The organism is Synechocystis sp. IPPAS B-1465 (assembly GCF_003015225.1).
Lineage (GTDB): Bacteria > Cyanobacteriota > Cyanobacteriia > Cyanobacteriales > Microcystaceae > Synechocystis.
Map to the genome: position 1 here is coordinate 3,499,611 of NZ_CP028094.1, position 21,802 is coordinate 3,521,412.

At 48.4% G+C, this 21,802-nt stretch carries 17 protein-coding genes and 1 pseudogene; 14 read left to right on the forward strand and 4 right to left on the reverse strand.

Translation table 11 applies throughout. The features are described from left to right. The first annotated feature begins 132 nt into the window (after positions 1-132). On the forward strand, positions 133-1,818 hold the full coding sequence (gene ilvD / locus C7I86_RS16305) for a dihydroxy-acid dehydratase (RefSeq protein ID WP_010874288.1): 1,686 nt from the start codon (positions 133-135) through the stop codon (positions 1,816-1,818). 262 nt (positions 1,819-2,080) lie between these two features. Next, a complete protein-coding gene (locus C7I86_RS16310) occupies positions 2,081-4,408 on the forward strand; it encodes a phosphoketolase family protein (protein ID WP_318025289.1) in 2,328 nt (775 codons plus the stop codon). Positions 4,409-4,533: 125 nt separating this feature from the next. On the opposite strand, the gene C7I86_RS16315 is transcribed toward C7I86_RS16310, so the two are convergent. Together C7I86_RS16315 and C7I86_RS16320 are read right to left on the reverse strand one after the other, a co-directional pair. Next, on the reverse strand, positions 4,534-4,791 hold the full coding sequence (locus C7I86_RS16315; protein ID WP_020861887.1) for a hypothetical protein: 258 nt from the start codon (positions 4,789-4,791) through the stop codon (positions 4,534-4,536). Between the two features lie 75 nt (positions 4,792-4,866). Further along, positions 4,867-5,322, reverse strand: a complete 456-nt coding sequence (locus C7I86_RS16320; RefSeq protein ID WP_010874291.1) for an SRPBCC family protein — start codon at positions 5,320-5,322, stop codon at positions 4,867-4,869. A gap of 204 nt (positions 5,323-5,526) precedes the next feature. Between C7I86_RS16320 and C7I86_RS16325 the strand changes: the two genes are divergently transcribed. The 7 genes from C7I86_RS16325 (at position 5,527) to C7I86_RS16355 (ending at position 13,521) form a co-directional block, all read left to right on the forward strand. After that, the gene (locus tag C7I86_RS16325) at positions 5,527-8,199 is read left to right on the forward strand and encodes an efflux RND transporter permease subunit (protein ID WP_020861886.1); all 2,673 of its coding nucleotides are present in this window, start codon (positions 5,527-5,529) and stop codon (positions 8,197-8,199) included. Between the two features lie 57 nt (positions 8,200-8,256). After that, the gene (locus C7I86_RS16330) at positions 8,257-8,682 is read left to right on the forward strand and encodes a phasin family protein (RefSeq protein ID WP_010874293.1); all 426 of its coding nucleotides are present in this window, start codon (positions 8,257-8,259) and stop codon (positions 8,680-8,682) included. A gap of 70 nt (positions 8,683-8,752) precedes the next feature. Further along, positions 8,753-9,229: a hypothetical protein gene (locus tag C7I86_RS16335; RefSeq protein ID WP_010874294.1), complete on the forward strand. Its 477-nt coding sequence runs from the start codon at positions 8,753-8,755 to the stop codon at positions 9,227-9,229. A 111-nt stretch (positions 9,230-9,340) separates the two neighbouring features. Beyond that, a complete protein-coding gene (gene truB / locus C7I86_RS16340) occupies positions 9,341-10,231 on the forward strand; it encodes a tRNA pseudouridine(55) synthase TruB (protein WP_010874295.1) in 891 nt (296 codons plus the stop codon). 110 nt (positions 10,232-10,341) lie between these two features. Next, entirely contained in the window at positions 10,342-10,977 is a 636-nt protein-coding gene (locus tag C7I86_RS16345; RefSeq protein WP_010874296.1) for an HAD family hydrolase, read from the forward strand. Between the two features lie 198 nt (positions 10,978-11,175). Then, positions 11,176-12,810: a S8 family serine peptidase gene (locus C7I86_RS16350; RefSeq protein ID WP_223211312.1), complete on the forward strand. Its 1,635-nt coding sequence runs from the start codon at positions 11,176-11,178 to the stop codon at positions 12,808-12,810. A gap of 237 nt (positions 12,811-13,047) precedes the next feature. Then, complete coding sequence (locus C7I86_RS16355; protein ID WP_010874298.1) at positions 13,048-13,521, forward strand: IS701 family transposase; 474 nt, start codon at positions 13,048-13,050, stop codon at positions 13,519-13,521. Positions 13,522-13,544: 23 nt separating this feature from the next. On the opposite strand, the gene C7I86_RS16360 is transcribed toward C7I86_RS16355, so the two are convergent. Continuing rightward, complete coding sequence (locus C7I86_RS16360) at positions 13,545-14,393, reverse strand: IS630-like element ISTcSa family transposase (RefSeq protein ID WP_010871248.1); 849 nt, start codon at positions 14,391-14,393, stop codon at positions 13,545-13,547. Between the two features lie 71 nt (positions 14,394-14,464). On the opposite strand from C7I86_RS16360, the pseudogene C7I86_RS16365 reads away from it, so the two are divergent. Further along, positions 14,465-15,094 (forward strand): annotated as a pseudogene (locus C7I86_RS16365) (IS701 family transposase); the annotation flags it as partial. A 367-nt stretch (positions 15,095-15,461) separates the two neighbouring features. On the opposite strand, the gene htpG reads toward C7I86_RS16365, so the two are convergent. Continuing rightward, positions 15,462-17,438, reverse strand: coding sequence for a molecular chaperone HtpG (gene htpG, locus C7I86_RS16370; protein ID WP_010874301.1), 1,977 nt, complete (start codon positions 17,436-17,438; stop codon positions 15,462-15,464). 330 nt (positions 17,439-17,768) lie between these two features. Between htpG and C7I86_RS16375 the strand changes: the two genes are divergently transcribed. From C7I86_RS16375 to C7I86_RS16390, 4 genes are all read left to right on the forward strand, one after another. Further along, positions 17,769-19,088, forward strand: coding sequence for a glucose-1-phosphate adenylyltransferase (locus C7I86_RS16375; protein ID WP_010874302.1), 1,320 nt, complete (start codon positions 17,769-17,771; stop codon positions 19,086-19,088). A 28-nt stretch (positions 19,089-19,116) separates the two neighbouring features. Further along, positions 19,117-19,965, forward strand: coding sequence for a TIGR03943 family protein (locus C7I86_RS16380; RefSeq protein WP_010874303.1), 849 nt, complete (start codon positions 19,117-19,119; stop codon positions 19,963-19,965). A 121-nt stretch (positions 19,966-20,086) separates the two neighbouring features. Further along, positions 20,087-20,542: an SH3 domain-containing protein gene (locus C7I86_RS16385; RefSeq protein ID WP_020861883.1), complete on the forward strand. Its 456-nt coding sequence runs from the start codon at positions 20,087-20,089 to the stop codon at positions 20,540-20,542. 85 nt (positions 20,543-20,627) lie between these two features. Then, positions 20,628-21,791, forward strand: a complete 1,164-nt coding sequence (locus tag C7I86_RS16390; protein WP_020861882.1) for an anhydro-N-acetylmuramic acid kinase — start codon at positions 20,628-20,630, stop codon at positions 21,789-21,791. Positions 21,792-21,802 lie beyond the last annotated feature (11 nt).

The window sequence follows — 21,802 nt, forward strand, 5'->3', positions numbered from 1 at the left end:
CATGCAATTATTCTTTACAAAACTTAGGTTCTATCTCCCTAAGTTGACTTTTTGTGGCCAGGCTTGAGCAAAGGGGAATAAACCATCGACAATGGACAGAAGCATAGATTCGCTACGAGACAGGAGAGAACAATGTCCAACAATCCCAGAAGCCAGGTAATTACCCAGGGCACCCAACGGAGTCCCAACCGGGCCATGCTCCGGGCCGTTGGTTTTGGCGATGATGACTTTACGAAACCCATTGTGGGTATTGCCAACGGGTACAGCACCATTACCCCCTGCAACATGGGCATTAATGATCTGGCTCTACGGGCCGAGGCCGGCTTACGGACAGCGGGGGCCATGCCCCAATTGTTTGGCACTATCACCATCAGTGACGGTATTTCCATGGGTACGGAAGGGATGAAATATTCCCTAGTTTCCCGGGAAGTGATTGCTGATTCCATCGAAACAGTATGCAATGGCCAACGCATGGACGGAGTTTTGGCGATCGGGGGCTGTGATAAGAATATGCCGGGGGCAATGATTGCCATGGCTCGCCTCAATATTCCCTCTATCTTTGTTTACGGTGGCACTATTAAACCCGGACATTATGCCGGGGAAGATTTAACAGTGGTCAGTGCCTTTGAAGCGGTGGGCCAGTACAGCGCTGGCAAAATTGATGAGGAAACCCTCTACGGCATTGAACGGAATGCCTGTCCTGGGGCTGGTTCCTGTGGGGGGATGTTCACCGCCAACACCATGTCCTCCGCCTTTGAAGCTATGGGGATGAGCTTGCCCTATTCTTCTACCATGGCCGCAGTGGATGGGGAAAAAGCCGACAGCACCGAGGAGTCCGCCAAGGTTTTGGTGGAAGCCATCAAAAAACAGATTTTGCCCAGTCAAATTCTGACCCGGAAAGCTTTTGAAAATGCCATTGCCGTGATTATGGCCGTGGGGGGCTCCACTAATGCAGTGCTCCATCTGCTGGCGATCGCCAACACCATTGGGGTGCCCCTAAGCTTGGACGATTTTGAAACCATTCGCCACAAAGTACCTGTACTGTGCGACCTCAAACCTTCCGGCAAATACGTCACCACTAATCTCCACGCCGCCGGTGGCATTCCCCAGGTGATGAAAATATTGCTGGTCAATGGCATTCTCCACGGTGACGCTTTAACGATTACAGGACAGACCATTGCTGAAGTTTTAGCCGATATTCCTGACCAACCCCCTGCCGGCCAGGACGTAATCCATTCCTGGGATGACCCTGTTTATCAAGAAGGTCACCTGGCAGTGCTCAAAGGTAACCTGGCCACCGAAGGCAGTGTGGCTAAAATCAGCGGTGTTAAAAAGCCGGTGATCACTGGTCCCGCCAAAGTATTTGAATCTGAAGAAGATTGCCTAGAAGCGATTCTAGCCGGCAAAATTCAAGCAGGAGATGTGGTGGTCGTGCGCTATGAAGGGCCCAAAGGTGGCCCCGGTATGCGGGAAATGCTAGCCCCCACTTCTGCCATCATTGGGGCAGGGTTGGGAGACTCCGTTGGCCTAATCACCGATGGCCGCTTTTCTGGTGGTACCTATGGCTTAGTGGTGGGTCACGTTGCCCCCGAAGCTTATGTGGGAGGGGCGATCGCCTTGGTGCAAGAGGGGGATCAAATCACCATCGATGCTGGCAAGCGGTTACTGCAACTCAACATCAGTGAAGAGGAATTGGCCCAACGGCGGGCCCAATGGACTCCTCCTCAGCCCCGCTATCCCCGGGGGATTTTAGCCAAGTATGCCAAGTTAGTTTCCTCCAGCAGCCTTGGTGCAGTGACTGATATAGACTTGTTCTAAAATTCCCCCATGGGCTAGGGACTAAGGGCATCGCCTAGGGATTTCTTAGAGAGCAATGGGGCTGGGGGGTGTAGGCTATCGAGATGAAACAGCCTCCTTCTTGGGGTTAACGCCAAAATAACTTGTGGGTTCTACCCTGGTAGGGAAATGTACAAGTCTGGGAGTTTTTTCCATGGTTACATCCCCCTTTTCCCTTAGTCCCTTTGGTCAAGCTAGATCCACCGTCACTGGCAATCCCCTTGACCCGACAGAACTTAACCAAATGCACGGTTTTTGGCGGGCAGCCAACTACTTGGCAGTGGGCATGATTTATCTGCGGGATAATCCCCTTTTGCGGGAACCGCTTCAACCGGAACAGATCAAGCATCGCCTGTTGGGTCACTGGGGTTCTAGTCCCGGCATTAGTTTTCTCTACACCCATCTCAACCGCATTATCAGGAAATTTGACCAGGATATGCTGTACATGGTGGGGCCTGGCCACGGCGCACCAGGCTTTTTGGGGCCCTGCTACCTAGAAGGGAGCTATTCTCGCTTTTTTGCCGAGTGTAGTGAAGATGAGGACGGCATGAAGCGCTTTTTCAAACAATTTTCCTTTCCCGGTGGCATTGGCAGTCATTGCACTCCCGAAACCCCTGGTTCCATCCACGAGGGGGGAGAATTGGGCTACTGCCTATCCCATGCCTATGGCGCTGCCTTTGATAATCCCAATTTAATTGTGGTCGGTTTAGCGGGGGATGGGGAGTCGGAAACAGGCCCCTTGGCTACCTCCTGGCATTCCAATAAGTTTATTAACCCGATTCGGGATGGGGCAGTTTTACCGGTTCTGCATCTCAATGGGTACAAGATTAACAATCCAAGTGTTTTATCTCGCATTAGCCATGAAGAATTAAAGGCTTTATTTGAAGGTTACGGTTATACCCCCTACTTTGTTGAAGGCTCTGACCCGGAATCTATGCACCAAGCCATGGCAGCCACGTTGGATCATTGTGTGAGCGAAATTCATCAAATCCAACAAGAAGCTCGTAGTACGGGCATTGCCGTGCGCCCCCGTTGGCCCATGGTTGTGATGCGGACTCCCAAGGGATGGACGGGGCCTGACTATGTTGATGGCCATAAGGTAGAAGGTTTTTGGCGATCGCACCAAGTTCCCATGGGGGGCATGCACGAGAATCCAGCCCATTTGCAACAGTTGGAAGCTTGGATGCGGAGTTATAAGCCGGAAGAATTGTTCGACGAGCAAGGTACTTTAAAACCGGGATTTAAGGCGATCGCCCCGGAGGGAGATAAGCGTTTAGGCTCTACTCCCTACGCCAATGGTGGTTTGTTACGGCGGGGTTTGAAAATGCCGGACTTTCGTCAATATGGTATTGATGTGGACCAACCAGGCACCATCGAAGCCCCTAATACTGCACCCCTGGGAGTATTTCTGCGGGATGTGATGGCCAACAACATGACCAATTTCCGCCTGTTTGGCCCCGATGAAAATAGTTCCAATAAACTCCATGCCGTCTACGAGGTTAGCAAAAAATTCTGGATTGCTGAATATCTAGAAGAAGACCAGGATGGGGGGGAATTAAGTCCCGATGGTCGGGTGATGGAAATGTTAAGCGAGCACACCTTAGAAGGTTGGTTAGAGGCCTATCTTTTAACCGGGCGTCACGGCTTTTTCGCCACCTATGAATCCTTTGCCCATGTGATCACTTCCATGGTTAACCAACACGCTAAATGGTTGGATATTTGTCGACACCTCAACTGGCGGGCAGATATTTCCTCGTTAAATATCTTGATGACGTCCACCGTGTGGCGACAGGATCACAACGGGTTTACCCACCAAGATCCCGGTTTTCTCGATGTCATTCTCAATAAAAGCCCCGATGTGGTGCGAATTTATTTACCCCCCGATGTTAATTCTCTGCTTTCCGTAGCGGACCATTGTTTACAGAGCAAAAACTACATCAACATCATCGTTTGCGATAAGCAAGCCCACCTGCAATACCAGGACATGACTTCCGCTATCCGTAACTGCACTAAAGGGGTGGACATTTGGGAATGGGCCAGTAATGATGCCGGTACGGAACCGGATGTGGTGATGGCAGCGGCGGGGGATATTCCCACCAAAGAGGCCTTGGCGGCCACAGCCATGCTAAGGCAATTTTTTCCTAATCTGAGAATTCGCTTTGTCAGCGTGATTGATTTGCTCAAACTGCAACCGGAATCGGAGCATCCCCATGGCCTGAGCGATCGGGATTTTGACTCCCTCTTTACCACCGATAAACCGATTATTTTTAACTTCCACGCCTATCCCTGGTTAATTCATCGGTTGACCTATCGACGGACTAACCATGGCAATCTCCATGTGCGGGGCTACAAGGAAAAGGGCAACATCAACACCCCCATGGATTTAGCGATTCAAAACCAGATTGACCGTTTCAGCCTCGCCATTGATGTGATCGATCGCCTGCCCCAATTGCGGGTGGCCGGAGCCCACATCAAGGAAATGCTCAAGGATATGCAGATTGACTGCACCAACTACGCCTACGAACACGGCATTGATATGCCAGAAATCGTTAATTGGCGCTGGCCCCTCTAGACCTTAACTAAAATCCCTGACATCGTTCTAGTTTCTGTTCCAATAGGTTAGCTAGGCCATGGGGGACAACGCTGGTCCAGCAAAATTTTGGCAGAAGCTAGAGCAAAGTTGGGGAGCTTTTCCCGTTAAAGATCGGCAAAGGTTTCCCCTGCCAGTAAGCCAGCATTAATTTTGTTGGTGACCAGTTCCCGGTACATGGCTAGTTCCTGGGATAGTAATTCATACCGGGGCTTGGAGTGGAGTGCCAAGGCCTTAATGTTGGATTCTTCTTCCTTGGTGACCACACCATCGGCCACGGCCTGCTCGATCAGGGCTCGTAAATAGTCTAATTCTTGGGTTTCTTCCCCACTCAATTGCTGGGAATTAGGACGTTCTACTTTCACTGCCCACCTCCTAGTCATCGCCACTGCTTATTTCTTCCAGCTTAACTCAAGATTTTGGTAGGGAAACCCCGAGAATTAACTATGTAGGCCGCTGTTGATATATTCCCTTTCCGCCACCTGTTTTAACCGTCGCAGTTGAGCTTGCATGTCCGCACTGGTCCAACGGGCCGCAAACATTTGAAAGCCCCATTGCACAACGGGGTTGGGCACAGTGAACTCGAATCTATTCAGTAAATAGGTACCTTCTTCTAGGGGGCGACATTCCCAACGGTCTTGCCCTTGGAAAAATCCTTTGAATTGCCACACCACTAACCCTGGCGATCTCTCCACCACGACGCTTTTCAGGCTGGGTTTGAGCAGGGGAATTTGGATAGTAAAACGACTCCGGCCACCGATCGCCGTGGACCATTGACCGATGGGTTCACAACGCAGGGCCGGGTTGAGCCAAAGGTGCATCAGATCCAAATCAGTGAAACACTGTTCTACCACTGTGGCACTGGCCTTAATTTCAATGCCTTGCTCAAAGATCACAAAAGTTTAGGAAAAAGCTAGTTCAAGGGGGGCTGGTTTATCTTTTGGGGATGGTAACAGATTTCCAGGGGTCTTAACTGTTGGGGCCGATGGGAGAAGCCGGAGGAGAAGGATGGCCCAGGGCCATGTTCTGCTAGATTAGCCGAGGTGCGAATCAATTCATCTTCAAAGAATCGTACCCAGAAAAAGTTAGGAATTCCCTCGATGCAGTCCCCCCGTGCTCCCCGCTGGAATCTTTCCCATTGGGCCATTGACCATCCCCGTTTTACCATCGGTTTTTGGTTGGCGATCGCCGTGGCGGGGCTATTGACTTTTAGTTCCCTCAAATATGCCCTCTTTCCGGAAGTGAGCTTTCCGGTGGTGATTGTCCAGAGCAGTGGTGCGGGGTTGGATTTGGCCCAAACGGAGCAGAAGTTAACCATTCCCCTGGAAGAAAAACTAGTTACCATTGCCGATGCGGACGTGCAATCTTCCACCTACCCGGGGCAAACGGTGGCATCGGTGATTTTTTTAATGGGCCAATCCCTGGAACAGGCCACCACGGCGGTGGAACAATCTTTACAGGGAGTAACTCTACCAGCGGGCAGCGAAATTACCGTTGCTCCCTACAACTTGAACGAATCAGTGGCGGTGACCTATGCGGTGGCGTCCGAGACGTTATCCCTAGAGGAAATGGCGGCACCGTTGCAACAAGAATTAATGCCCCAGCTCCAAAACATTGCAGGGGTACTGCGGGTGGATTTACTGGGGGATGCTAACTTTCGATCGCCAGGGGTCAAGGCGTTGGCCCAACAAACCATCAATCCCCCCACCTTGACTCGTCATAACGGCCAGGATGTGTTGGCGGTGCAGGTGGTCAAAACAGCCCAGGCCAATACCCTGGAAGTGGTGGACCGGGTGGAGCAGTTAATTGTGGAGCAAGCCCCAAAATTTCCCCAGTTAAAATTCATTGAAGCAGAAACCACAGCGGGTTATATCCGGGAAGCAACCCAGGCCACCATTGAAGCCCTGTTGGGAGCGATCGTCTTGGCGGTGTTGATTATTTACCCCTTTCTCCGTAGCGGTTGGGCCACCCTAATCTCGGCGATCGCCATTCCCCTTTCCTTGCTGGGCACTTTCATCGTGATGGCGGCGTTGGATTTTAACCTAGAAACCCTGACCCTGTTGGCTCTAGCGTTAATTATTGGCATTGTAGTGGACGATGCCATTGTGGATGTGGAAAACATTGCCCGCCACGTTGAAGCAGGGGAACCTCCCAAACGGGCCGCCAAAATTGGCACTGAGGAAATTGGCCTAACTGTGTCTGCCACCACTTTTTCCATTGTGGTGGTGTTTCTACCCATTGCCCTGTTGGGGGGAACTTTAGGGGAATTTTTCTTCCCCTTTGCGGTCACCGTATCTGCGGCTGTGATCGTTTCCCTGCTGGTGGCCCGTACCCTATCTCCCGTGTTGACAGTGTTGTGGCTACGAACCCAAACTCCCCGGCCCCAGTCCTGGTTCAGTCGTGGTTTAGATGCCCTCGGCAATGGTTATCAACGGGTTCTAGCTTGGTCTTTGGGACACCGTTGGTGGATTGTGGCCCTGGCCCTAGTCAGTTTAATGGCAGGCTTAGCCATTATTCCCCTCATTCCCCAGGGATTTGTTCCCACCCTGGACCGGGGGGAATTTAACGTTATTTTTCAATCCGCTCCCCCCAAAATTGCTGGGGCATTGTCTACTCCCCCCAGGGGTAATAACAACGACACAAGCGCTGGTGGAGCCTTTGGCTGGATTGATCAACTGGCCACTAATCCGGAAGCAGTGCTATTACGACGGGGACGACGGGTGGCGGAAGAGTTGGAACCCCCAATTTTGGCCGATCCTGCCGTGACGGAAACGTTTACTGTGGTGGGCATCCAGGGCAATCCCCTCCAAGGCAAGATCTATGTCAAACTGGACTCAGACCGCGAGGTGACTACCCAAACAGTGCAAACGGAAGTGCGGGAAGCTCTGCCGGAAATTCCCCGGGTAACCACCAGGGTGGAAAATATCCTCTTTGTGCAAACGGGGGACGATACGCCCCTCAAGTTAGCTTTGTTGGGCAATGATTTAGACCTGTTACAAACCACGGGTAAAGCTCTGGAGGAAAAGGTGATGGCTTTGCCCGGTTTAACCCAAATCAGCCTCACTGGGGCCGAACCTGACAGCACAGGGATTTTACGTTTGCGGGGACAGAGAGCCGTCTATCTCAGTGCTTCTTTACTACCTAATTACGCCCTTGGGGATCTCACCCAACAGGTAACGGCGATCGCCGAGGGGTTATTGCCCCCAGGGGTAGAACTGAGTGTGCAGGGTGAATCGGCCCGGGTCGGATCAGTATTTCGAGAATTTGCCCTCGCCTTTTTACTTTCCTTGTTGGGCATGGCGGCCATTTTTCTGGGGCTATTCCGCCGTTTACTGGAACCCATGGTGGTGTTACTTTCCTTACCCCTATCCATTGTCGGGGCGATGGTGGGACTGCTGGTCACCCAGAGCGAATTTGGCATGATTTCCCTGATTGGCCTAATTTTTCTCCTGGGCCTATTGGACAAAAACGCCATTCTCCTGATTGACTATGCTAACCAACTGCGCCATCGGGGTTTATCCCGCCAGGAAGCCCTATTGCAAACCGGCCATATCCGTCTGCGCCCCATTTTGATGACCACCAGTTCCACTATTTTGGGTATGCTCCCCCTAGCTCTGGGATGGGGGGCCGGGGCGGAACTCAGGCAACCCATGGCGATCGCCATCATTGGGGGTCTATTCACTTCCTCCGTACTTAGTCTGGTGGTGGTGCCAGTTTTATATAGTTTGCTGGACGATGTTTGGGGGCAGAAGCCCAGGCCGGAAAAAACCTGATCTAGCTACCCTGGTAATATTTCCCTCGCCTAGCCATTGGTAGAGGGGAATGCCAAAATGAAGACAACGTTGTTTTCGGTAAGAATTATTATGTTGCGGGACTTAGTGCAAAAAGCAGTCTATTTAGGGGTTGGCATTGCTTCCTATGCCGCCGAAACAGCCAATAGCAATATCAAAGAATTGGGTAACCATGCCCAGAAGTTAGTGGATACCCTGGTGGAAAGGGGGGAAATGAATGCGGAAGAAGCCCGTCGCTATGTGGATGAATTAATTAGAGAGGCCCAAGGGGAGGCGATCGCCCATGGGGAAGGGGAAAATAAACAGCCCCGGCGCATTGAAATCATCACCGATGAAGAGGAAGCCAACCCCGATCCCCTCGCCCAAAAAACTCCTGCCCAGTCCCAAACGGAGGACGTGGAAGCCCTACGACGACAGGTGGCGGCCCTCCAGGCAGAATTGCAACGTTTGAACCGTCAACCCTAACCTAACCATAGGGGAAACCGTCTACCGCAAGTTGTCAACACTGCAAATAGCAAAAAATAGCAAAACAGTTATGGAAGATTGGGAGAAAAACCTCTGGTTAGCGGTGGAAACCTTGACCACAGCGGTGGAGACTTGGGTGGAAGACATGGAGAACGCCCTAGGGGAAGCAGCCGAAACCATCGAAGAGGAATTGGGCACCGAACTGCAATGGTTCTGGCAGGAATGGTCCACCTTCTGGGAAGACTTGTCAGACTTTGACGGGGACTTAAGCGACCTGGGGGAATTTGGCGATCGCCAGGGCCGGGAAGGACGGAACAATCAAACGGATGATCGAGGCTATTCCTCCCTGGTGCCCTGGTCTTCCCTGGACGGGGACTTTGGTCTTAATCCCCATCTGCCGGCCAACGCCAATCATCAACCGGCTTGCCAAGGTTGTCAGCATTACCATGGCTATGTGTACAACGGGCAACTGTTGGTGTGTGCCATGCATCCCTACGGTTGGGAAACGGAACAATGTCCAGACTGGCAAGGCCCCAATCCCAATTAATTGTTTCTGCTAACTTCCAACAACTCTTTTCAACGGCCAAAGCAGGCGATCGCCAAAGGGAACTGCTAAGGTTTTTGGTGGCCGCCCCTTAACTCCAGCAATTCTCCCCCTATGTTTGGTTTCCTCAATCTCCATAAACCTCTGCACCTCACTTCCCATGATTGTGTGGCCAAGGTGCGTCGTCTATTAAGGCAAAAACGGGTGGGGCACGGAGGCACCCTAGATCCTTTGGCGGAGGGAGTATTGCCCCTGGCGGTGGGGTCGGCTACCCGTTTACTGCCCTACTTACCTGGGGCAAAGCAATATCAAGCCCTTATTCGCTTTGGGGTACGTACCGACAGCGATGACCTAGCTGGGGAGGTATTAGAGAGTAAAAATGTTAGTTATTTAACCCTTGCCGCCGTTGAACAGATTTTACCGACTTTTTTGGGGGAAATTGAGCAAATTCCCCCTCAATACAGCGCTATTCAGGTTAATGGTAAGCGTTTGTATGAATTGGCCAGGGCTGGCATTCCCCAAGCAGTGCCCAGTCGCATGGTGACTATTAATGATTTGAAAATACTCGGTTGGCGATCGGGGAATCAGCCGGAATTAGATTTACAAGTTACCTGTGGGGAAGGAACCTACATTCGAGCCTTAGCCAGGGACCTTGGCGATCGCCTGGGAACAGGGGCAACGTTGGCGGGCTTGGTACGGCAACAGAGTGGGGGCATGGCCCTGGATAATAGCGTTGGTTTAACCGCCCTGGAAAAAATCGTGGCGGAGGAGGAGCATATTCCTCTCATTCCTCCCCAGGAAGCGTTAAGCCATTTACCCACAGTTCAACTGAATAGCGAATTGGAAAAAAGGTGGTTCCACGGCCAAAGATTGCTCTTGCCAGATCTACCCGTGGGAGTGGTACTAATCACATCGGAGCTAGGCCCAGTAAAATGCTTGGGCGTTGCCCTGGTGACTCCAGAAGACCATGGCACGGTGTTACGGCCAAAAGTTGTGCTGAATTAAAAATTAATCTAACTAATCTTGGATTTCATTAACTTTTGAACAAAATTTAGTTAAAAACTTGCAAATTTACTTTTTTAAAGAATCAAATAATTGTTACCCTCATCTTAACTATGGCTAACGAAAAAATTATTGTTTTTGACCTCGATGGAGTATTAATCGACTCCGAAGAAGCTAACTACCAAGCCTTTGCCTATGGCATTGAACAGTTAGGCTTACCTAGGCCCGATCGCCAAACGGTGGTTTCCCTAGTGGGACTGAAAGCTTCCCTCATGCTAGAAAAATTAGGCTGCCCTAGGCAAGAAGTAGAACGTATTTTTAAAGATTTTGTCCAACCTTTTTACATCGAAAATCTCCCCCAACTGGCGGCCCCCATGCCCAACGCGGTAACGGTTTTAACTACTTTAAAGCAACGGGATTACCGCATTCTAGCCTGCACTTCCGGCGATCGCCGTACCCAAACAGCGGCCTTGCAAGGAGTGGGTTTATGGTCGGCCATTGAAACCATGCTGGCGGCGGATGATTCCCCATTTGCCAAGCCCGATCCCCGTTACCTACAACAATTGCTCGCTCCCTACGATTACCAAACCCTGTTGCACGTAGAAGATGCAGAAGTGGGCATTCGCATGGGACAAGCCTGCGGCGCAGTGAGTATTTTTGCTGAGTATGGCTATGGTTCCCTCCCAGCGGATTTGCCAGTGGATCATCGCCTCAGCCAACTGGCCGATATTTTGGCGATCGCCCTTTAGAGCGTGTTTGAAAAGCCCCCCTGGCTCCACAAGTTTGGGGGGAAACTAAGTCAAAGTCCCCCAGTATTGCCGGAGCTTTAGTGAGGAGATTTAGGGGGCAGAATCAGACTTTATAAACAGGTTCTTAGAAGGCTACGCTATCCTAAAATTTATTCCCACTGCGGTGAAGACTTGACGGTGATCTAATGGCAGGAAATTTTGCTCAAACATAATTACGGTCATCAATTGAAACAAATTCGACAAATATTAGCATTCCATTGCACAATTCTCTGCCAAGGAGCGTTGCTGGCCGGTTCTGTATTTGCCAATGAAGTTTACCCTAGTTATCTCAGCGAAAAGGGCATCGAAAGTGAGTTTTTGCATCAGTCTCCCCACAGTCTAACTGGTCGCAAGATCGCCATTGGCCAGATGGAAATGGGTCGGCCAGTGCAATATCTTTGGGATAAGTTGGGCGGTTGGCAACCCCCTTACCGTTTAACAGGGGTGTTTCATCTCAATCAAATTTCCCCCCGCAATCGTTTTTTTGACGACCATGCCGGTATGGTGGCCCAGGCCATGGTTAGCCGGGATAAACGTTATCCAGGGGTAGCACCGGAAGCTCGACTTTACTCCACCGCCATGGGGCCACTATCAGAAAATTTGCAACCCCAACAATGCTTGGCCGGACAATTTGTTAGTCGCCAAGATGGGAGCAACATCCGGGCAGTCAATTTGAGCTATGGGGAGTCGTTGGAGCGGGACGCTAGGGGGGATGCCCAGTTGGACGGCAATGCTTTATTAACTTTGTGTTTAGATTGGCTGACCCAACAGCAAAATCTACTCTTTGTGGTGGCCGGAAACCAGGGTACGGGAGGCATTGCCATTCCGACGGATAACTATAATGGCATCACCGTCGCCTACACTGTCCAATCTGCCGATCGCCAGGGGCGCTATGACCGCATGGCCTTTACAAATCTGAGTCGGCAACCGGAGGGCATGGGCAAAAGAATAGTGGAACGGGAAATCAATCAGGGGAGACGCCAGGGGGTGAGCTTGGTGGCTCCAGGCAGTGATTTTTATCTGTATGACATGAAGGGGCGAGTGGAATGGGTCAGTGGCAGTAGCTTTGCCTCCCCTCTGGTGACGGGCACCGTTGCTTTATTGCAGGAATTTGGCGATCGCCAGTTATTGGTCAATACCAACAGTAGCCGCTGGAATTTAGATGCCCGCAGGCCCATGGTGATGAAAGCGGTGTTACTCAATTCAGCAGTAAAAATTCGCAATGCCGGTTTGGGCACAAACTACACTCTTTACAGCAGTAAAAAACGGGATTGGCTAGCAACGGAAGCTTACCGAGACCCCGTCCTACCGTTGGATTTGGAAATGGGAGCTGGTCAACTGAACGCCCGTCGAGCCCTAGAACAATTCCAGTCTGGAGCCTATGGGCCTGGGGAAAATGATCTCCCGGCGATCGCCTGGGATTACGGGGCAATTCAACCGGGACAGACCATCAGTTATTCTTTGTCTAAACCTTTAAAGGGAGGAGAATTTGCCAGTGTCACCCTTGTGTGGGAAAGACTAGTGCAATTGTTGGACAGTAATGGTAATCAACAATATGACCTAGGGGAGAGTTTTCAAGCCCAGCCCCTAAGTAACCTAGATCTATTTATCACTGACCAAGGCGGGGCTACCCCGGTGGTTTGTTCTTCTCAAAGCAAAGTTGATAACGTAGAACATTTTCTCTGCCCCATTGCTAGTACGGGGAAATATACTATTCAAGTCAAACATCAGGGCGGTGGAACTGCACCCCGACCAGAAAACTATGCCCTGAGTTGGTGGACTGTTACTAATTGAGCAGAGTAACCGAGAACCTAACCAGTCTCCGGAAACTTGAGGGTGATGTGGCCAATCAGGTAAATTACACCAAGTCTTAAAACGATATCGCTCTTCTATCATTGTGGGTAGGATAAGATGGAGAAGATAGTCTGAAATGCAGAGGTGGTATATGGTTGCCCCACGTGAAGCAAAAGAAACAGTACAATTCATTGACAAATACTGCGAAGGATACAGAGACTTATTTTATTTCCAAAAGTGAGAAGCTTTGAATACTTTAAATACTTGCATCTAGGATTAATTGCGAATATAAAGAGAAAAACCTTCCCAGAAATAGCTAAGGTAGTAGGACTAGAAAATGGACAAGGATTTGACTATTTCTTCGGTAACAGCCCTTGGTCGTTAGAGGAGGTAAGGGAAAGAAGAATTAATAAAATTCTGAGTTTTGCGGAAGGAGAAGCAATAACAATGCTCATAGACGAAACAGGGGATAGGAAAAAAGGAAGAAAGACAGATTATGTTGCGCGTCAGTATATTGGCAATCTAGGAAAAATAGAAAATGGAATAGTAGAGGTGATGTGTTATGGAATTATAAAGGGAATGACAGTACCATTAATCAGCAAAGTATATAAACCAGAGACAAGACTAAAAGAGGGGGATAAATACAAAAGTAAACCAGAGATAGTAGGGGAAATTATCAAAGAAATAAAAGAGCTTGGTTTCAATATATAGTAGTTTAAAATAAAGCTGAGACGCTAAACGCCACAGTAAGAACGGATAATTTCATCAAGAGACGTGTCAATAGGAGCGTACATTCTAGCTCGTTTCAAGGCACTAAAGTCATGCTCAATATCATTTAAATCAGGAGAATATTTCGGCAAAAAAAGAACTTCATGACCTGCTTCTTTAGCCAATTCTTTAATGGCAGTTTTACGATGAATAGGAGCATTATCCATTATTAATATTGATGGAATGTCGAGGGAGGGTAGCAAATATAATTTTAACCATCCTTCAAAGCCTTCTGCATTCAAACTCCCGGTAAAAACCATCGGCGCAATCAAATCTTTTTTTCCTTTTCTTCTCCCTGCTACTAGATTTTCTCTGACTCCCCTTTTTCCTTGTCTATCTCCATAAACTTTTTTTCCTTTTTTTGACCAGGCATAAATACAAGCCTGGATTGCTTCGAATCCAGATTCATCTATGTAAACTATAGCTTGACTACCATAGAGCTTAATTAGTTCTCTTAACATTCTATAGTACTTAACTCGTTCCTCCCGGTTTCTTTCTCGATAACGTAGTTCTTTTTTTTTTCTGTTTATTTTCATTTTCTTTAATGCGTAATATACGGCACTCGGCCTCACTCCAAATTTCTTGGCTCTGTCTATCAATCTTGCATCGGGATTTTCTTCTACGTCTTTTTTTAGAGCTTCCCAGTCTAATTTCCTATGGCGACGCTCTACTTTTGTTGGGCTTAAATCTACTCTATTTAACCATCTGTATATCGAGGCTTTTCCTATTTTATATATCTTGGAAGCCTCAGTTATTTTTCCTCCAGCTTCTATATAAGCTACTACCCTTTGCCTTAAATCTAAACTGTAAGCCATTGTTTAAACCTGTTCATTTTGTACACTCCATAATTTTACATTAAATTCTCTCATCGTTAATTGAAATGACTATAAAGGTAGTATTAGCATATAGTGAATATGGAGAGAGCAGCGAGAACTTTGTAAGAGTATTAGAAAAAGAAAATCTAGAATATGTACTAGCTATAAGGAGTGATCATGGAGTCTGGCTTGGGAAAGAGGAAAGAGTAAGAGCGAACAAATGGAGAAAATTTGAGAGAGAATTTGCAAGTGGAAAGTCGGAAGTAAGATACGAATAAGATACGTGAGAGAAATTATTTATGGAAGGAGAGGGGAAAAAAGATATTAGCAAGTAACGGATAACAAGGAGAAAATGCCGTCAAATTCAACGTATTTTATTATGACAAAAGTATCAGAAATAAAATATAAAGAAGTGGGTAACTTATATGGAGCAAGGAACTGGATAGAGTATGGATTAAAGCAAATAAAGAATGAACTGGGGTGGGCAGATTTTAGAATGATGGACTATTCCAGAATAGAAAAATGGCGGGAAATAGTGATGAGCGTATATTTAATGGTAAGTCTTCAGATAGAAAATTTGCCTCCGCATGATAACTCCTTAAACAAATCAAAACAGACTAGGGAGATAGCTTATCAGAATATACAAAAACATCCTTGGTGGAATCAAAAAAGTGGATGGAAAAACATACTTAACAACATGAAATTAATAATTCAGCCATTATGTTACTTTAATTTATTAAAGCCGTGGATGACGGTGATTTATACACCTCAGTTATTGAAAAACTTCCATTGCTTATTTGACAGATTGAAGAAGGCAGTAATGGCTTTAGGAGACCTTATTATTGCTCCAATTATTTTACCTTTCCACCTACACTGATAGAAGAGTGATAAGTTGGAAATTAAGAACATCTTCGCTGATACTAAACATTAACCCGATCATATCTCAGCACTTTCTGTTTGATTAACTGTAGAGGACTAAAAAAGGTAGAAGAGAGAACCCCTTAGCAAATAGGATTAACTGACTTCTACCCTACAACCTATTGACAGGATGCTGTTTTGATGGATAATTTACTGTTTGGTCAAACGGGTTAATACCGCATTAGAGCGTTCAATGAAACCTTTCATGCCCTCCGCATCAAAACCTTTTTGGGCCATCAATGCCAAGTCATAAACATGTTGACAAAGGGATTTTGCTAATTCTGCTGAGGGAGATTCCCCACTGCCAGTGACAATACCGCCTTGGCTGAGGGAAAGAATGTTTTTAATTAGGGGGTGGTTGGTGTTAATGGCTAACACATGTTGTTCCGGGAAAGCCATCGCCTGCTGTTGCATCATGGCAGTCATTTCCTGGAGGCGTCGCATGGCTTCCGGTAGAAGTACCATGGCTGGAGGGGTAGATTGGGGATCGTCGGATTTTAATGATTGGGTTTTGATGTTGATGTTGGGATTATTGAGGGCCTTTTCAAAGATTTCTTTGATTTGCTCACTGCGGGATTTGTTGGTGGCGGGGTCCACAATGTCGCTGGCTTTATCCTCTTCAATCAAACTTTGATCCAGTTCTGAATCTACCCGGGAAAATTTGACGTCACTGTATTCTTTTTCTAGGAAAGGAATGAAGTAATTAGTGTCAATGAAAGAATCCATAAATAGGACCTCAATACCCTGGTTTTTATACAGTTCCACATAGGTGGCTTGGGTAGCTTGATCGGTGCAGTAAAAAACTCGATTTTCGTGGCGTTCTTTATTGCGTTCCAAATAACGTTTCAGGCTGGTGTAACCTTCTTTTTCGTAGGGATTAACCCCGTCACTCTGGTTAGTTTCAGCCCAGGCATCACCATCTTCGGTCAGAACTTCTACCTTTGGTTCCGTACTTTCTGCTGTGGCTTTATAGGTGGTGCGGTAGAGCAATAAATCTTCTACTTGTTGTTTGAATTTATCTTCCCGCAGGGAACCAAATTTGACAAAGGTACCAATGTCTTCCCAACATTTGAGATATTCTGCCGGATTTTCGTCGTACAAAGATTTAAGGCGATCGCCAACTTTTTTGGCAATGTAATCAGCAATGCGACGCACAGTGCGGTGATTAGTGAGGGCACTGCGGGAAACGTTGAGGGGAATATCGGGACTATCAATTACCCCCCGGAGCGGCATCAAAAATTCGGGAATGACTTCTTCGCAATGGTCACTGACAAAAACTTGATTGCAGAAAAGTTTAATTTGCCCTTTGGACACATCCACATCGGGGCGTAATTTGGGAAAATAGAGAATACCATTGAGCAAGAAGGGATAATCGGTGTTTAAATGCACCCACAACAGGGGATCTTCCTGGAAAGGGTAAAGATAGCGGTAAAACTCCAGGTAATCTTCTTTGGTTAAATTTTGGGGTGATTCCTTCCAGATGGCCCGCTGTTTATTTAGCGTTTCCCCTTCAAAGCGGATGGGCACTGCCATAAAGTCAGAATAGGTTTTCACCAATTGCCGGATGCGACCAGTCTCCAAATATTCCTGTTCATCGTCCAGCAAAGTTAGGGTGACTGTGGTTCCTACCTGCTGACGATCGGAATCCGTCAGTTCAAATTCCGGTGAACCGTCGCAACTCCAATGCACCGCCTGGGCCCCCTCTTGGTAAGAAAGGGTGTCAATTTCCACTTTTTGGGACACCATGAAAGCGGAATAGAAACCCAAACCAAAGTGACCAATCAAATCATTGGCAGACTTTTGGAACTTTTCAATGAACTCCTCCGCACTGGAGAAAGCCACTTGGTTGATGTACTTTTTCACTTCATCGGCGGTCATGCCAATGCCGTTATCGGTAATAGAAAGGGTTTTATTCACCTTATCCACTACCAGTGTAATTTGGGGATCGGGCACTTCTCCAGAGCCGTCGCTGGCAAAAGCAGCCATTTTCCGTTTACTAATGGCATCAACGGCGTTGGAAATTAATTCCCTTAAAAAGATTTCATGGTCAGTGTAGAGAGACTTTTTAATAATCGGGAAAATATTCTCGGTATGGATTGTGATATTGCCTTTTTCGAGTACTGCCATAGGTCTTTAGATTTAATGTTTAGGATTGTTAGGAAATTTAGTGGATTAGCAAAACTTCCAGGAACCTAGTCAGCTCCCCAGATTTGCCCAGCGCCCCAGCAATGGGGGTAACCCCATCATCATACGAAGCCAGGGACAGTTTACTCAGCGGCAGTTTCCGACCTTTGCCATTTCGGTTATCCGTACCCCCACAGTGATCTGACAACTCAGCTCCGAATCCCAACGGCGATCGCCATTCTTGCTTGGGGCATTAAAACCCGCTGGTTAGCCGGAATTTCCGTCCAGATTCCCTTTCCAGATGTCCCCCTCGGTTCTAAACTTGACTTCGAAGTGTGTTGTTGGCAATCGAGAGGTCTGCTTGTGAAACGTGTCTTAGCGATTATCCTGGGCGGTGGGGCCGGGACCCGCCTCTATCCTTTAACCAAACTCAGAGCCAAACCCGCAGTTCCCTTGGCCGGAAAGTATCGCCTCATCGATATTCCCGTCAGTAATTGCATCAACTCAGAAATCGTTAAAATTTACGTCCTTACCCAGTTTAATTCCGCCTCCCTTAACCGTCACATCAGCCGGGCCTATAATTTTTCCGGCTTCCAAGAAGGATTTGTGGAAGTCCTCGCCGCCCAACAAACCAAAGATAATCCTGATTGGTTTCAGGGCACTGCTGATGCGGTACGGCAATACCTCTGGTTGTTTAGGGAATGGGACGTAGATGAATATCTTATTCTGTCCGGCGACCATCTCTACCGCATGGATTACGCCCAATTTGTTAAAAGACACCGGGAAACCAATGCCGACATAACCCTTTCCGTTGTGCCCGTGGATGACAGAAAGGCACCCGAGCTGGGCTTAATGAAAATCGACGCCCAGGGCAGAATTACTGACTTTTCTGAAAAGCCCCAGGGGGAAGCCCTCCGGGCCATGCAGGTGGACACCAGCGTTTTGGGCCTAAGTGCGGAGAAGGCTAAGCTTAATCCTTACATTGCCTCCATGGGCATTTACGTTTTCAAGAAGGAAGTATTGCACAACCTCCTGGAAAAATATGAAGGGGCAACGGACTTTGGCAAAGAAATCATTCCTGATTCAGCCAGTGATCACAATCTGCAAGCCTATCTCTTTGATGACTATTGGGAAGACATTGGTACCATTGAAGCCTTCTATGAGGCTAATTTAGCCCTGACCAAACAACCTAGTCCCGACTTTAGTTTTTATAACGAAAAAGCCCCCATCTATACCAGGGGTCGTTATCTTCCCCCCACCAAAATGTTGAATTCCACCGTGACGGAATCCATGATCGGGGAAGGTTGCATGATTAAGCAATGTCGCATCCACCACTCAGTTTTAGGCATTCGCAGTCGCATTGAATCTGATTGCACCATTGAGGATACTTTGGTGATGGGCAATGATTTCTACGAATCTTCATCAGAACGAGACACCCTCAAAGCCCGGGGGGAAATTGCCGCTGGCATAGGTTCCGGCACCACTATCCGCCGAGCCATCATCGACAAAAATGCCCGCATCGGCAAAAACGTCATGATTGTCAACAAGGAAAATGTCCAGGAGGCTAACCGGGAAGAGTTAGGTTTTTACATCCGCAATGGCATCGTAGTAGTGATTAAAAATGTCACGATCGCCGACGGCACGGTAATCTAGGGCCAGTTTCTTTCCTCGCACCATAGCCATGACCGCTCCCGTTAAAGCAGTAAAATCCCTGAGCCAAAAGTTTGCCCCCCTCCGGTCTGTCCTGGATCAATTGGACGGCCTGGGCATTCTTGCCTGGGGGATTTTGATGCTCAAGTACTCTTTTTCTGGGGAATTGGGTTTACTCATTCATCCCAACTATTTTGGGTTGGTGACAGTGACGGGGTTCGTCCTATTGTTTTTGGGCGGCCTGCGATTGTTTCAAACCGGCAGACGTTGGTTAAAGAGAGCCCGCCGCAGTGGCAATGGTAACCAAGACAGTGTGACCCACGTAACGGTTTTACCCCTAGGACTGGGCACTGCCCTGTTGTTAGTTACCGCTGTGATGGGGCTTTTTATTACTCCGTCCGTTTTCAGCAGTCAATTGGCCATCCAACGGGGCATTAGTATGACTTTGCCCCCCACCCAAACCCAGATATCCAGCTTTGCCTCCCAGATTAAGCCGGAGGATCGCACCCTAGTGGACTGGGTCCGCACCATCAGCGCCTATCCAGAGCCTGACGTTTACGCCGGCCAAAAGGTTGATGTAACTGGCTTTGTCGTTCACCCTGAATACTTGCCAGATAACTACCTCCTCATTAGCCGCTTCATTCTGACTTGCTGTGCAGTGGACGCTTATCCTGTGGCTTTGACGGTCCGTTTAGAAGGTTCCCGTAGTCAATATCCCCCCGATACTTGGCTAACCATCCAAGGACAAATGGTGGCCGCAACCTTACCCAGCTCAGCGGATCAGGGCAGACAAGGGGCAGAAAAGCGTCAGGTTGTGGTGGAAGCTCAGTCGGTGGAAGTGGTGCCAACTCCGGCTGATCCCTATAGTTACGCCGATTGAACCATTGACAAAGGAACCTAATCTGTTCCGAATCCATCGATACAAAAGCGGGAATTACGTCAGAAACGATTAGCGATTCGCTAAGATAACTCAGCATTGTTACGTAAATGTGTTGACCAGTATGAAAGGTTTGTCTGGGCTGTTACAGTTTTTCATCGGCTTTATTTTGGGGGTAACCTTGTTTGTGGGGGGAATTTCCCTAGCCGGTTATCTGGTTTTTAATCGTTTTGCGGCCAGTCCGGAAAAGCCTTTATTTCCCGAAGAACAAAGTCAGCCCCAAGATGACCAGCCTTCCCCCACAGGGACAGAATCGCCCCAAGCATCACCGTCACCAAGTCCTTCCCCTTCCCCCACAGAGGAACTTCCCTCTGGGGCCTATAAAGCCAAGGTAATTTGGAATGGAGGCTTGAATGTTCGTACCGAGCCAGATCGGGAGTCTGATTCCCTTGCTACGATCAACTACAATGACGAAGTGGTGGTGCTGGCAACCCAGGGGGAATGGTCTAAGTTGAGGCTGTCTGGAGGCACAGAAGGATGGGTGAGATCGGGCAATCTGGAAAAACTCCCAACACCATAGCTACTCTCGGAGCAGAAACCCAGGCAAAGAAAAATAAAATAAAAGTTGATTAATTCCGACCATCCAAACATTTAGGGGCAGGACATTGTATTGCATTGGTTTAATTAGTGGCACTTCCGTGGATGGCATTGATGCCTGTTTAGTCGACATTAGTGGGTCTGGATTAGACCTCAAGGTTGATTTGTTGCGGGGGGAAACCTACCCTTACCCCGATGCATTGCGCCAGGAGATTTTAGCTTTGTGTGCAGGAACTCCCGTTAGTCCGGAGGCGATCGCCTTTTTGGATGACAGTATTGCCAAGGAATTTGCCCAGGCGGCCCAGCAAATTCAACAATCTTTGCCCCCAGCGGATCTCATTGGTTCCCATGGCCAAACTATTTTCCACCGTCCCCCCAATCCAGAGAAAGCCTTTTCCCTCGGTTACAGTTGGCAGTTGGGCCGGGGAGAGGCGATCGCCAATTTGACAGGCATTACCACGGTGAGTAATTTTCGGGCGGCGGACATTGCCGCAGGGGGCCAGGGAGCACCATTAGTTTCTAAAATCGATGTCTGCCTGTTGAGCCATCAAAATGAACACCGCTGTGTGCAGAATTTAGGTGGCATTGGTAATGTGACCTATCTCCCTCCCCGCAGTCAGACAAATTGGCAGGAAAAAATTTGTGGCTGGGATACGGGGCCCGCCAACGTCCTAGTTGACCTGGCAGTGCAAAAATTTACCCAGGGAGAAAAAACCTATGATCAGGGGGGACAATGGGCGGCCCAGGGTAAGCCCCGCCAAGAACTGGTAGACCAATGGTTACAAGAACCCTTTTTCGAGCAATATCCGCCTAAATCCACCGGGCGGGAATTGTTTGGGGCGTTGTACCTCGATAACTGTTGGATAGAAGCCCAGCGCCATGGCTTGAATGAAACCGATTTTTTGACCACTCTGACAGAATTTACGGCCCGCTCTGTAGTGACTGAATACCAAAGATTTTTACCCCAACTGCCCGATCGCCTGTTACTGTGTGGCGGTGGTGCCCATAACCTCTATCTGAGGGAGCGGCTCCAATATCACTTAGGCTCCAACACAAAAATTCAGCGCACCGACGATGTTGGTCTGAACAGCGATTTCAAAGAGGCGATCGCCTTTGCGGTGCTGGCCTATTGGCGTTTCCAGGAGCAATTTCCAGGTAATGTCCCCCTAGTCACCGGTGCTAGTCAAGATTGTCTGTTGGGGGATATTCACCTTGTCCCAGTTGGTAGTTAAATAGCTCCAAA